Source organism: Lacticaseibacillus suibinensis (assembly GCF_003946175.1).
GTDB lineage: Bacteria > Bacillota > Bacilli > Lactobacillales > Lactobacillaceae > Lacticaseibacillus > Lacticaseibacillus suibinensis.
This window is the reverse complement of record NZ_RHOK01000011.1, coordinates 81,545-95,284: the sequence shown is the minus strand read 5'-3', so window position 1 is coordinate 95,284 and position 13,740 is coordinate 81,545. Positions and strand designations below refer to the sequence as shown.

Annotated in this window: 11 protein-coding genes; 9 read left to right on the top strand and 2 right to left on the bottom strand. The window is 53.3% G+C overall.

What is annotated here, in order from left to right:
- The 8 genes from EKM90_RS07210 to EKM90_RS07180 all read left to right on the top strand — a co-directional run.
- A partial coding sequence (locus EKM90_RS07210; protein ID WP_125581153.1) for an LPXTG cell wall anchor domain-containing protein occupies positions 1 to 1,524 on the top strand: 1,524 nt, incomplete at its 5' end.
- A gap of 97 nt (positions 1,525 to 1,621) precedes the next feature.
- Entirely contained in the window at positions 1,622 to 2,611 is a 990-nt protein-coding gene (locus tag EKM90_RS07205) for a glycosyltransferase family 2 protein (RefSeq protein WP_125581151.1), read from the top strand.
- Complete coding sequence (locus EKM90_RS12805; RefSeq protein ID WP_164507898.1) at positions 2,586 to 2,867, top strand: hypothetical protein; 282 nt, start codon at positions 2,586 to 2,588, stop codon at positions 2,865 to 2,867. Before EKM90_RS07205 ends, EKM90_RS12805 begins: the two co-directional genes overlap by 26 nt.
- Positions 2,864 to 3,823, top strand: a complete 960-nt coding sequence (locus tag EKM90_RS07200; protein WP_164507897.1) for a glycosyltransferase — start codon at positions 2,864 to 2,866, stop codon at positions 3,821 to 3,823. The genes EKM90_RS12805 and EKM90_RS07200 overlap by 4 nt, the downstream gene beginning before the upstream one ends.
- 15 nt (positions 3,824 to 3,838) lie before the next feature.
- Positions 3,839 to 4,696: an accessory Sec system glycosyltransferase Asp1 gene (asp1, locus tag EKM90_RS07195; protein WP_125581148.1), complete on the top strand. Its 858-nt coding sequence runs from the start codon at positions 3,839 to 3,841 to the stop codon at positions 4,694 to 4,696.
- 209 nt (positions 4,697 to 4,905) lie between these two features.
- The gene (locus EKM90_RS07190; RefSeq protein WP_125581146.1) at positions 4,906 to 7,653 is read left to right on the top strand and encodes a YfhO family protein; all 2,748 of its coding nucleotides are present in this window, start codon (positions 4,906 to 4,908) and stop codon (positions 7,651 to 7,653) included.
- 9 nt (positions 7,654 to 7,662) lie between these two features.
- Positions 7,663 to 8,658, top strand: a complete 996-nt coding sequence (locus EKM90_RS07185; RefSeq protein ID WP_125581144.1) for a hypothetical protein — start codon at positions 7,663 to 7,665, stop codon at positions 8,656 to 8,658.
- Positions 8,659 to 8,732: 74 nt separating this feature from the next.
- Positions 8,733 to 10,505, top strand: a complete 1,773-nt coding sequence (locus EKM90_RS07180; protein WP_203632346.1) for a glycoside hydrolase family 2 protein — start codon at positions 8,733 to 8,735, stop codon at positions 10,503 to 10,505.
- 46 nt (positions 10,506 to 10,551) lie between these two features.
- On the opposite strand, the gene rpsD is transcribed toward EKM90_RS07180, so the two are convergent.
- Entirely contained in the window at positions 10,552 to 11,163 is a 612-nt protein-coding gene (gene rpsD / locus EKM90_RS07175) for a 30S ribosomal protein S4 (RefSeq protein ID WP_125581139.1), read from the bottom strand.
- A gap of 174 nt (positions 11,164 to 11,337) precedes the next feature.
- Positions 11,338 to 11,820, bottom strand: a complete 483-nt coding sequence (locus EKM90_RS07170; protein WP_125581137.1) for a GAF domain-containing protein — start codon at positions 11,818 to 11,820, stop codon at positions 11,338 to 11,340.
- A 194-nt stretch (positions 11,821 to 12,014) separates the two neighbouring features.
- Here EKM90_RS07170 and ezrA point away from each other — a divergent pair, with 194 nt between their 5' ends.
- Entirely contained in the window at positions 12,015 to 13,718 is a 1,704-nt protein-coding gene (ezrA, locus tag EKM90_RS07165; protein ID WP_125581135.1) for a septation ring formation regulator EzrA, read from the top strand.
- Positions 13,719 to 13,740 lie beyond the last annotated feature (22 nt).

The following is a 13,740-nucleotide window of genomic DNA, read 5'->3' as shown; positions in this document are numbered from 1 at the left end:
GGCGCAGCTGGTCAATCAGCATTCGAAGCTTGGAAGGATAATGGCGGTACTGACGCCGACGGCGATGGCGACATCGATGTTGACGACATGATCCAAGACCTCACCGGTGATACCGGTGCTAAGGGTGACACAGGTGCGAAGGGTGATACCGGCGCAGCTGGACAGTCAGCATTCGAAGCTTGGAAGGATAATGGCGGTACTGATGCCGACGAAGATGGCGACATCGATGTTGACGACATGATCCAAAATCTTAAGGGTGACACAGGTGCGAAGGGTGATACCGGCGCAGACGGTAAGAGTGCTTTCGAAATCTGGTTACTGAATGGTGGCTCTGATGTCAACGGTGATGGCACAACTGATCTATCTGATTTCCTCGAAGGGAACAAAGGAGAAACCGGCGACAAGGGTGCAACCGGCGACAAGGGTGCAACCGGCGATAAGGGTGCAACTGGCGACAAGGGTGCAACTGGCGACAAGGGTGCAACCGGCGACAAGGGTGCAACTGGCGACAAGGGTGCAACCGGCGACAAAGGCACAACCGGCGACAAGGGTGCAACCGGCGACAAGGGTGCAACCGGCGACAAGGGTGCAACTGGCGACAAGGGTACGACCGGCGACAAAGGTGCAACTGGCGACAAAGGTGCAACTGGCGACAAGGGTACAACCGGCGACAAGGGTGCAACCGGCGACAAAGGTGCAACTGGCGACAAGGGTACAACCGGCGACAAAGGTGCAACTGGCGACAAGGGTACAACCGGCGATAAGGGTACAACCGGGAATGGTGATGTATCAATCACAATTACTCGTGTAGGCATCCCGCTTCATGTCGATTCGACAAATGACGTGACTGGCAATCCAAATGAGGACACGACAGATGAACCATCAGATGATCCGAATGACAGCATTGCTATCCCTAGTGATGGCATTAAGTCAATTACGATTACCCGCGTAGGGGTCCCTCTCCATGTTGATTCAACGAGTGATACCCCCGACAATCCGACTGATGATCCAAGCGATGACACTGTCATTCCTGGCAATGGCATTAAGTCGGTGACGATTACTCGAGTGGGCAATCCGCTGTACGTGGATCCGACTGATGAAACGACAGGCAAGCCAACAGGTGACCCAGCAAGCGACCCTGACAATGTTCCGGACACCGACCTCAAAGGCAACCCTACTGGAAATCTTGATCATCATACTGACGACAACCAGGACGGAGATCCGGATGAGAATCTCGCAGGCAACCCTGAAGGAGAGTTAGAAGATAACCTAAGTGGGAAGCCAAGTGATCACTCAAATGGCACTTCGACTGATAATCATCAAAGTCGCTTCTCTGGTACTGGCACGAACGGTAATGCTTCTGGTTCAGGTTCAAACGCACGGCCAAGCAAGTTGCCACAAACGGGTGAATCAAGCAATGCCGAAATGATCTTAGCTGGCATAGGTTTGACAATGGTGGATGCCTTAGCTGCATTTGCGGTTGCCAAAAAGCAGCGCGGTCAAGACGACGAACCTTTATACTAAACTCATGAAAGCATGAGCGCTGAACAAGCTGAGTATCTCAAGCAATCGAGATGGTCAGTTTGTTCTTACATATAGGTACTAAACGAGGTAAACACTTATGAAGCAACTATCTATTATCATCACATATCATAACGAGACACCTGAACAAGTACGACGCGCTTTTGCCAGCGTGACCATGCAAGTAGACGTAGATTTTAGCGATATTGAGGTCGCCCTTATCGGCGACGGCGTGACGGCTATGTCGAATGATTTATTTCAAGCGCCACGCGGACTGGTCGTGCGTCAACTGAACTATCAACCCAGTCGCGGCGCTGGGGTGGCACGGCAAGTCGGTATTGATCACACAGAAGGCAACTATTTTATGTTTATCGACGCCGACGATGAGCTCAGTGATGTCTTCGCGTTAAGAGACATGCTGGCGCCAACGCGCGAGCGTGATCATGACCTAATCATTGCCCGCTATACCAAACAGGAATACCGTCGAAACGGGTTTAATTATGCCTTGTCGGCCAAATATGATTGGAAAGCAGCATATGGCAAGCTGTATCACCGTGAGTATATCAAGCGGATTGGGCTGACCTGGCACCCGGATTTACGGATTTTTGAGGATACCTATTTTGTGGGATTGGCCTGTGAGCTGGCTCAGGATCGCTTTTATTTAGATAAGCCAGTGTATGTATGGCTGTGGAATCCCAAATCGACGGTGCGCAAGAACGGTCACGAATTCGATCATCAGTTGCATACCTGGGCGGAATCTAACCGCTATATTTTGGAAGTGTTGCGACAGCAGAAGGCCTCAGTCTGGCCCCGTGATTTCTATGAATATATGGCAGATTTGTTCTACCGTGAAAAACAGCATCCAGCTGTCGATCCAGACGCCTTTATTGCCGAACACACGAAGCTCTTGGTTGAAAATCGTAGTTTGTGGACAACTCGGGGCCAAGAGCAAGTCAGAAAACTAATCATCAGGGACAGCGAACGCGGCGGCAGACAGGTTGGCTGGTCCACTGTCGGCATGGAAAAATATCTGGCAGTTCAGATGAAGCTGCTAAGGTATGCCTTTGAAGAGACGCAAAACCACGACTGAATCCAACTCGAATATCGGCATTCTGTTTCAATTAGATGATGGTGCTTATTTTGACCGCACGGTGGCTTCTGTCTTCTCGCCAGTTGGAGTAAACTTGAAGCAGATGAAAGTGGTTGCAACGAATGACGTTAGCTCTGAACTAGCTCGGATGGTGGTTGCGAATCCCGTGTCATGGCAGGTAAGCATCAACAAAAGTCAGACGCGGCTAGTCGAACTGGACGCAGGCTATTTGAACAACTTGGAGGGACAGCTATGAATAAGCGGGTCAGTCTTATTATCGCAATGGAATCAGCTTCGGTGCATGATTTGGCCGTGCCGTTATCATCCATCAACAATCAGCTAGGGGTGGATTTTCGCGAGATAGAGGTGCTCTTGATTGATAACGGGCGCTATCAGCTTGAGGATCTGGAGCCGCTCCGGGTGTTCAACCACCTGACCTTCCGTTATATCAAGCCGGCGAAAATCTGGTCTTGGGCTACCGCCTTCCAGCAAGGGGTGATGCTGGCTACGGGCAAATACGTCGCGTTTATGGGACCGAATTTTCAATTCAATGCCGTCGATGTCTTGCAGCAGGTGTTGCAGACCATTACGGCCCATCCCGAGGCGCAGCTGATTTCAGGCCTGTTGATGCGTCAAGAGATGAACGACGATCGCAGCTATGCCTATAAAGTTGAATCGGCTAACCACCTGTTGAGCGGCCGCTTCATCAACCGTAACTTATTGATGCACAGTCAGATCAAGTTCGAAGATTTTGGCGTTTATACCGAGCAGTACGTCGGTCAACAGATTGAAGCTGTGGCACAAGCACCGCGGAAGCTGGAAAGTGTCGTGGCTGTGCAGTTTATGGGCCGGGCGCTACCGGAAACGGTGCTGCCGCCCCAGCCGGATGCCCTGCAGCTGGAATGGGTGCGGATGATGACGCGCTTTCTCACTCGCCTGCGGAGTTTGGCGCCAGAGCAGTATGTGCCGACATTGGCCAAAACCATCGTTCGGTTCTACTCACAAGCTGGCGCAGATGCGGCAATGACGGCGCAGATGGCTGAGCTGACGGCAGTGCATGCTGAGCAATGGCCACAAATTCTGGCGTTTGTGGATGACCTGCGCGTCAGCGACCTGAACCCGGCCGCGCCGTGGAATGCCGCGCCGGCTCGATTCAATGCCTATTTGCAGCGCATTTCGCCACTGACGGCGCATGTTTCCGTCAACGCATAGTAGGGAGGAAACGCGATGCAGGCGTTTTTTGTCACAGGCACGTTAGCAGCGGCGCCAGCCGCAGTTGAAACCGCGCTTTACGAAAGAGTTAAGGTTTTCGCTGCACTAGGTGTGCGAGCAACAATTGTCACCTTGGGCGATTCACCGACTTGGCCGCAGGTCGTACGCGGTTACGGGGTGAAGCCGGAGCAAGTGGTTTCCGTGTTCGATCAAATTCAGCAGGTGCCGGCGTTAGCAGTTGCACCCTTCCCGGTAGCCAAGCTCGCTTTTCCGAGTGACTGGGTAAAATTGCGTCAGGACGATGGGGATGAGTATCACCGGCAGGGTCAGTTACTGGCGAAAGTGTGGCGCGATGAGGCCGGCCATGTCGACGCGGTGGATTACTTCGATGAAACCGGGACGCGCTCTCGCCGCGATCTCTATGATTGCCGCGGCTTTCTGAGTCAGGTGCGCCATTATGCCGAAACCCATTTGCGGCAAGTGACCTACTTAACGCCGCAGGGACAGATTGCGGCGACGCAAGATTTTAGTCAAGGTGGTTTGCTCAACATCAATGCTACTGGTGCGCAGTTCCCCTCCTTCGCCAGCTTTGTCGAAGCAATGCTGCAGCCGCTGGCTAATACCGGCGATTTGATTCTGGCGGAACGGCGCGAGTACGATGCTGCCGTCGCGCAGCTCCAAGGCGTCAAGCATGGGTATCGGCTGCGTGAGGGCAATTTGCGGATTACGCCTCAGGCGGAAGATCTGATTATTACCAGCCAGTTTCACGCTGAGTTGCCGCAAGCCAAAGTCTTCGATGAAGATCGTGCTGATGTGCAGTTGCAGCGGGGCTGGCAGCGGATTCTTGAGGCTGAAGAAATCATTGAGAAGTAAGGCTAGGCGAGGTGGTCAGCAATGGCCGCCCTTTTTTCAATCCTGGCCTGGCCATGGCGCAAACTTGTTGATGTTGATCAGAGATGTTGACCAGAATAAAAGCGCTACATTGCCGGCCAAAAATGATAAAATTAATTTATAATAATTAATCAGTAATAATTGGTGGGAGACGCAGCCCGGTTGGGGGGCCGAGTTACGGAGGAGGACTTATGAAGGCGGTTCGGCGAGTTATTGGGCCAATAGGGTTGTATCTTTTCGTAATCGCGGCTGCGGTTGGCGTCGCGATTATCGGGCTGAAGGTAAACGGGATAGCCCCGTTTGGTCCGCATACGATTCTGCGGCAGGACTTAAACCAGCAATATGCCAGCTACTTTACTTATTTGAAGCGGAACTTTGGCGACTGGCAGCAGTTTCTCTATTCGAGCAATATGACCTTGGGCGGGAACATGTTTGGGCTGACTACCTACTACTTGTTGAGCCCGTTCAATGTCTTGTTGTTCCTTTTTCCCTATAGTCAGCTCCCGATTGCGGTGGCCTGGATGGCAGTGGCGAAAAATGCAGCCGCGGCTGCTACCATGCTCGTGCTGGTGCGTTATTTTAACCGCCACTATGCGCTAAAGGTCGTTGTCCCGCTCCAAGTACTACTTGGGTTATCCTGGGCCTTTTCAGGTTGGATGCTGCATTACTCCATGGATTTGATGTGGCAGGATACGGTGATTTTACTGCCACTCGTGGTGCTGGGAGTGGAGCGTTACATCCTCCACACTAAATGGGCCTTCTATTCAGTGATGCTGGGCTTGTCCTTGATTTTGAATTACTACATCGGCTACATGGTGGCTTTGTTTTTAGTACACTATTTTGTACTGCGGATGGTCATTCAGTGGCGCATTGCTGGGTGGCGCCTCAAACACATTCTACTGAAACTGACTTATTTTGGTGCGATTTCACTGGTGACGGTGGGGCTGGCGTGGGTGATTATTTGGCCAACCTTGAAGACGCTGCAAGGCGTTAAAGGCACCACGGCGTACCATTTTACGTTGACGCATACGTGGACGCTTTATCGGATGCTGAACAATCTCTTTAACCTGACCTATACGCCGATGAGTTGGAACAATCCTGGCCCAGCAATCTATACTGGGGTCATTGTCATGATTATGCTGGCGGCCTTCTTCTTTGCCAACCGGATTCCCGGAGTGATTCGGGTGGCGACTGGCGTGACGTTAGTGCTGCTGACGCTAGAGTCTTTGTTCGATGGGACGAATACCGCTTGGCATGGCTTCACCAAACCAGTGGGGTTTTTGCAACGCTGGTCATTTGTGTTTGGGTTTCTGTTTATCTTGATGGCGCTGTTTACCTTTGGACTGATGCGCGTGAGTGCCAGGGCAGCCCGCTATCTCTTCCTAGTCGTCGTGCTGGTCGCGATTATGGTGGCCTTTCATCAGGTCAGGATTTTTAGCTACCAAGGCGATTATGCGGTCAATCAATTTACCAATGTTACTTTCGCCTATAATGTGGCGATGATTGCGGTGGGGGCCCTAGTTTTGACCCTGTATTTCGCTCAACCCAAATGGCAACGGGTCACGAGCCTGCTGGTGGCGGTCGTTGGTGTGGCTGACTTAGCGGCGGCCACGGTTTGGAGTTATGGGCACCAACCAGTGTATTTCAACATGGCCCGCTACTCGCGGGAGGTGCAGGGCACGAACGCGGCGGTGACTTGGATCAAACAGCATGATCAAAGCGACTTTTACCGGATGGAGTTGAACTATCAGCGGGATCGCACGACACCAATGGAATTCGGGTTCAATGGGTTGACCCATTTCAGTTCTAGTCAGCCACACGCCATTAATTTCATGATGCAAACTATGGGTTACCTCTCTAGCTCGCCTTGGACGTCCTATGATGGCGGCTCGACGCGCGCAGCCGATAGTTTGTTTGGCATCAAGTACATCGTCGATGGCCCCGCCGGCGTGACGAATCAAGCCAGTCGCCTGGTGACTCAAGGCCTCAAGCCCTTAGCCAATGTGAATGGCTACCATATCTATCAGAATCCACTAGCCCAAAAAATCGGGATGGTCGCTCCCACCAAAGCCACCCAGGTGAAATCAACCTATAAGTACATTGGCGTCGCGAATGTGGGGATGGTTTACGGTGATTTAAGTGGCGTCGATAACATTTACATGCTGCGAGGCGGGGTGAAAGAAACCAAACGGGATTTGAAGGCCCGCACCGTCAACATTTCGGTGCCCGGTGGTGGCGTGAACCGGCCGCTTTACCTCGAGCTGCGGCATGATAAGCTCTACACCCTGACACCGGAAACTCGGCCTGATGTAGTGGTTTTGGTGAACGGTAAGAAAATTGTGACCGATGGCACGGAAACCGAAAGTGGGGTCATTCCCCTGGGAACCTATCCACAGGGTCAAACCATCACGGTGACGCTGAAGGTGCTCGACTACACCAAAACCCAAAAGAAATTCGATAAGAAAAAGCGTATCACCCACCTACCGAAATACAGGGTTCTCGTGGGTTATCAGGAACGTTTTGATCAGGCGCTGAAGCAAATGAGCCAGCAACGGGTCAATCTCAAGCGGTTGAAAACCACCCACTGGCGAGGCACCGCCATCGCCACCAAAGCCGACCAGTCACTGATTATGACCTTGCCTTACGATACGGACTGGCAGGTCACAGTGGATGGCAAACCGGTGAAAGCACATAAGTATCTAGAGCTGATGAAAATCAACCTGAAGACCGCGGGTAAGCATCGCGTGGAACTGAAATATACGTTTCCAGAATTGCGGCAGGGTCTGAAAGTCAGTCTTGCGGCCAGTTTCGGTTTGGTGATTTTGCTGATCATCCAGGCCATCACGGTTTGGGGCTGGCGTATTCGCAATCGGCACTTGGAACGAGTGGCGAAGGCCAAAGCACCGCTCTTTGACGCCCATTTCTTCGATTATCGTTAGGAGGCCATCATGAGTTTATTCAAGTCAAACCAACCGGCGCAGGCGGCAACCACCGGTCCCGATTACTATTTTCTTGATCGCATTGCCCCAACGATTTCGATTGAGGCGGCGGCGCATTTGAAGGCCGTGAAGGCGGCGTTGGCCGAGCGGCCGATGACCGTGTTGTCCGGGGGGCTGGATCCGCGAGCTAATGATAACTTCACGCTGTACCGCGATAAAGGTCATTTCTTTGCCAAGGGCACGCCGCATGAGAACTTCTTTGCTGAGCTGCATGGCCATCGCGAGCTCAAAAATCAGCCGCTGACCGCACTACCGCTGGCAGGCTATCTGGGCGAATTGGAAACATTCGAAGACTATGCCCGCAGCGCCATCGTATATCATGACGGGGATGGTCAGCCAATTTACCGGGTGGACCGGGACGAACGGGGCCGGGTCAGTGCCATCAACTATTTTGCCGGCGGGCAGCCGGTGCGAGTGGACACTTATGACCAGCATCAACGACTTTTGATGTCTGAGCAGTTCGGGGCGACGGCCAATTCGGCGCAGCTGGTGGATGGCCGCGATGCGCCGACTGTGCACAGCATCATGAGCCGCACCTTGTACTCGGAGGCCGGGCGCCCAGTGTTCGCCCAAACTTTTTCGCCTTCAGAATTGTGGCTGTTGGATGACCATGCAGTACCGGTGCGATTATTTCAAACCGAGGCGGCGCTCATGGCCGCGTGGCTGATGGATCATGTGGATCGCCACAACCATTTGTATGTGGCTGCGGACACGCCAATTTTTGCTCAGTTGGCTAGCTACGATAAACTGCGCGAGCACCTGATTCCGATCGTTCAAGACAAGCTAGATCCTGCGGTGCTCGCGGGAACGCCATTCACGGAAATTCTAGTGAGTGAGGGCTTAAATCCAGACGACTTCACGGCGTACGCCAAGCAGATCACGACGATGCCGAACTGGATTGGGTTCAAGCCCACTACCGGCTGGTCGGTGTTCAAACATAACTAAACCATGGCCACAAGCGAATTTGCTTGCGGTTTTTGCGTGCTGCTGGGGTACACTGGCATTAAGAGGTGATGACGATGTTAACGCCATGGGGGGAAAAACTCAATCGAGACCACCCACTGTCTGAATACCCGCGGCCGCAGATGCGCCGGGAGCAGTGGGCCAATTTGAACGGTCAATGGGACTATGCCATTACGGCGACCCCGACGCTGCCCAAGCAGTGGGCGGGTCAGATTACCGTTCCTTTTTCACCGGAAAGTGAACTCGGTGGCGGCTTGCCACCGCTGCAGCCGGCCCAAACCTTGTGGTACCGGCGGCAGCTCACGGTATCGGCAGGGGCTGAGGGCCATTGTCTATTACACTTTGGGGGGGTAGATCAGTACTGCCAGGTCTTTGTGGACCGGCAAAAACTGGTCACGCATCGCGGCGGCTATTGGCCTTTTAGCTGTGAGCTGCCTGCTAGTACTTGGGGCAAAACGGTTGAGCTGATCGTGGCGGTGCAAGATCACAGCGACCAAAGCGATGAAGCCACAGGTAAGCAGCGCCTGCAGGCCGGGGGCATTTGGTATCCGCCGCAAAGCGGCATATGGCAAACGGTTTGGCTGGAACAGGTGCCGGCGACTTACATCTCCGACCTGACGTTAACGCCGGACTTGAGTAACGGGCAAGTGACGGTCAAGGCGACCTTGAATCAGGCCACTACGGCCACGTTAGCCGTGGCCGTTACCGCCCATCAGCAAACCGTGGCGGTAGCGGAGACTGCCGACATGGCTGTCACGTTCACCTTGCCCGATAAGCACCCATGGACGCCAGAGGATCCGTTTCTCTATGAGGTGACGGTGCAAGTCGGCGAGGATACCGTAACGTCGTATTTTGGTCTGCGTAGTTTTGGCCGTGGGGTTGATGCCAATGGCCAAGCCGTCTTTTTGCTGAACGGTGAGCCTTATTATCAATCAGGGCTGCTGGATCAGGGCTATTGGAGCGACGGGCTTTACACTGCGCCCAGTGATGCGGCGATAGTGGCCGAGCTGAGGCAGATCAAGGCCTTGGGCTTCAACATGATTAGAAAACACATCAAAATCGAGCCGCTCCGCTGGTACTACCACTGCGATCAGCTGGGCCTGTTGGTGTGGCAAGATTTCGTGTCTGGCGGCGACCAGTATTCGCCGTGGGTGATTCAGATTCTGCCGTTTATTGGCATCACTTTGAAGGATACCCGTGCTGGCTTTGGTCGCCAGTCCTCAGCCGGCCGGGCCGTTTATCACCGCGACCTGCAGCGCACAGTTGCGCTGCTGAAGAATGTGGTCTCACTTTGTACTTGGGTCCCCTTCAACGAAGGCTGGGGGCAATTTGCCACGCAGGCCATCACACAGGAAGTGGCGACGCTGGATCCCACCCGCTTAATCGATCAGGCTTCGGGCTGGCATGACCAACACGGCGGAGATTTTCGCTCCTGGCATATCTACTATAAGCCATTTCACTTGCATCGTGATCGGTTCGGCCGGATACAAGCCCTCACCGAATTCGGTGGGTACAGTTTGCCGTGGCCAGGCCATGCCCCGGAAGAGGCGTTTGGTTACCGGTACTACCATAGCCGGCAAAAGCTCTCCACTGCGCTGGTCAAGCTATACCGCAAGCAGGTTCTGCCGGCCGTTAAGCAAGGGCTAGCAGCCAGTATCTATACCCAAGTCAGTGATGTCCATGGCGAGGTGAACGGCTTGTGGACCTTTGACCGGCGAGTGATGAAAGTAGAGGCTGAGGCGGTGCGTCAGTTGAACCTTGAGCTGCAACAGCGGTTTGCCGAGGTTCACTTGCGACTGCGGCCGGGGAGAAAACAAAAAAGCATTTGACCAAATGGCCAAATGCTTTTTTTGTCTGCCGAGGCAGGATAATCGATTACAGCTTCTGGTTGTAGTATTCAACGACCAAGGCTTCGTCGATGTCTGGTTCCAGTTCGTCCCGCGTTGGGAGGCGAACCAAGGAGCCTTCCTTCTTGTTATCATCGAAGGTCACGTAGGCAGGACGGGAAACCGTTGCTTCCAGTGAGTCATTGATGATGGTCAGGTTTTGGCTCCGTTCGCGCAAGCCGATCACTTGGCCCGCAGCGACTTCGTAAGAAGGAATATCAACGCGCTTGCCATCAACCGTGATGTGGCCGTGGTTAACGAGCTGACGTGCTTGCGGACGAGTGGAGGCCAAGCCCAAACGGAAGACCAAGTTGTCCAGCCGGGTTTCGAGCAGGATCATGAAGTTTTCACCATGGGTACCTTCTTTAATCTTGCCGGCGCGGATAAACAGGTTTTGGAATTGGCGTTCGTTCAAGCCGTACATCCAACGCAACTTCTGCTTTTCAGTGAGCTGTTGGCCGTATTCGGAAACTTTCCGACGGTTGTTAGCACCGTGATCACCAGGGGCGTAGGGACGACGAGCAAGTTCTTTACCAGTGCCGGAAAGGCTAAGCCCCAAACGACGGGACTGCTTCCAGCGAGGACCAGTATAACGAGACATAAGGTATTTCCTCCAAGATTTATATTTGGAGTAAAATAATGAATTGTGAATTCAAAACACGGGCAGTTAAGCTAAGCTGTTCGCTCTCGCAGCCGCGGTTACTAAGCTCTCCGCAAAGGGTTGCCAAACTGGAGCCGACCATTCCATTCACTGCTGCATTATTTTACACGCAGGCTAGTATACCGTAGCTAGCGCCTCGGCGTCAAGGTGTTTCGCTAGCGTCTGGGCAAAGTCCTGCAAGGTTTTCAAGTCGTTTTCACTAAAGCGGTCCAGTTCTGGCGAATCGATGTCCATGATACCGATGATCGTGCCGCCGACGACCAGCGGGACGACGACTTCGCTGTTGCTGGCCGCATCGCAGGCGATATGGCCGGCAAAATCATGGACATTCGGGACGCGCAGTGCTTTTTGGTGGGCAAAACTGGTGCCCACCACGCCGCTGCCTGGGGCGATATGCATGCATGCCACTTGACCTTGGAACGGGCCAAGGTCGAGGCTGTTTTGGGCCTGGTGGTAGAAGTAAAAACCGGCCCAGTTGACGGCTTCCATGCCGTTGAACAACACGGCACTGGCGTTGGCTAAGTTAGTGATCACATTGGTTTCGCCGGCCAGCAAGGCATCAACTTGCGCGACCAGCAGCGGATCGATTGGGGCCATATTCAACACTCCTTGGGTGAAATTGCCTTCATTCCTTACAGAAACGGGGTTTTCCTATGAGAAAGCCTTTCATATTGCCGGCGTTTTTGAGATACTAGGAACCGAAGACGATTGTCGACTTGTAATAGGGACAGTTTAGTGGGCCCGCTGATAAATTGCAACTGCGGCTCTCGGATGGCGGAAGGTGTAATAACATGACTTGGATTATCATTGCATTGATTATTATCGTTCTGATTGGCCTAGGGGTTTGGGGGTATCAGGTGCGTAACGCGCGCGTGATCAAATCCTTGGACGAAGAAGTCGCTACGCTGGATACAGGCAGCGCGGCTGGGCTGATTCGCAGCATTCAGCAGCTGAATTTAAGTGGCGATAGCCGTCAGGAATTCCAAAAGTGGGCCAAGGCTTATCAGGAGCTGCTTGATGGCACACTGACAGAATTGCAGACGGCACTACTTGATGTGGAACAGGCGAATAAACAGTTCCATTTTGGCCAGGTGAAAGACGGTATCGCCAATATTGAAGCCCTGCAAATAGGGGCGGCCAAACAGATGAATCAGATTAACCAGGCGCTGTCTACCATTAAGATCAGCGAGGCCGAAAATGCCAAGCGCATCAACCAACTGCGCGAAGGCTATCAGGAAGCGCGCAAAACGGTTTTGGCGAAGAGCTTCGCCTTTGGTGAGGCGCTGCCGGCGCTGGAAGATAGTCTTCAGCAAATTGCCTCGCGCTTGTCAGCTATCAACGAGCTGAATGCCGCCGGCGATCCGGCAAAGGCCAAGGGTGAACTCGGCCAGCTGAAAAATGAGGTCGCGGCCATCAAGTTGCAGGTGAAAACCTTGCCGCCGCTGGTCAATGAAGTGGTCAATGAATTCCCCGGCCAAGTGAAGGAAATTCAAAGCGGCTTCGAGCATCTTACCGCTCAGCAGTTCCAATTCACGGAAGATGTTCCGGCCGGCGTGGCTGAGGTGACAACGGCGCTGCAGGTCGCCGACCAGCAGATTAAAGACTTGGCTGTCACCGAACTGACCGCCAACACCGAAACCATCGCCAACAAGATTGACTCCTTATACGCCGTAATGGAAAAAGAGCTGAGAGCCAAAGCCGCCGTGGCCGATAGCCAAACCGACTTGCGGCAATTTATCAATCACGCGCTGCAACAAAACCACACCTTAGCGATTGAACTCGATCATCTGAATCAAAGCTATCAGCTGAATCATGATGAAATCAAAACCACCAATAACTTAAAGGTCCAACTGAACGATATCAACCAAGCCTATGATCAGGCGGTTGACCAACTGACCGCGCATCAGGCGGTGTACTCCGAGGTGCTGAGCCAATTTACCCAGGACCGAAGCGACCTGACCGCCATTGAAAAGCAGCAAGCGACCATCAACGACTCAGTCAGTGAGCTGCGCGAAACTGAACAAAAGGCGATTGATCAGGTGGATGCCTTCGACCGTTCGGTGCGGGATATTCGCTATGAAGTCTCACGCCATGATTTGCCCGGCCTGCCGAAAGCCTACCGCGACTTTTTCAAGGTGGTGACTGGCGAAATCACGAGCCTCAAGCAGGCGATGAATCAGGTCAAAATCGATTTGGACGCGATTGCTAAACAGCTCATCAAGGTGTCCAGCGACATCGACCAACTTAAGCAGCAAAGTCGCGATGTGATAGACGCCGCTGGCATGACTGAACAGCTTTTGCAATATGCCAACCGCTACAAAGCTTCCCATGAAGCGGTGGCGCAGGCAATGACCCAGGCGCAAGCCGCATACGCCCAGTACGATTATCAAACCGCGGCGGATACGATTGCGACGGCGCTCGAGGCGGTTGAAGCCGGCAGCTACCAGAAAGTGGCCGACGACTATAACGCCCAGCAGCACAACAATCTGTTTTAAGCCCCGCACCAGCAGCTGAACC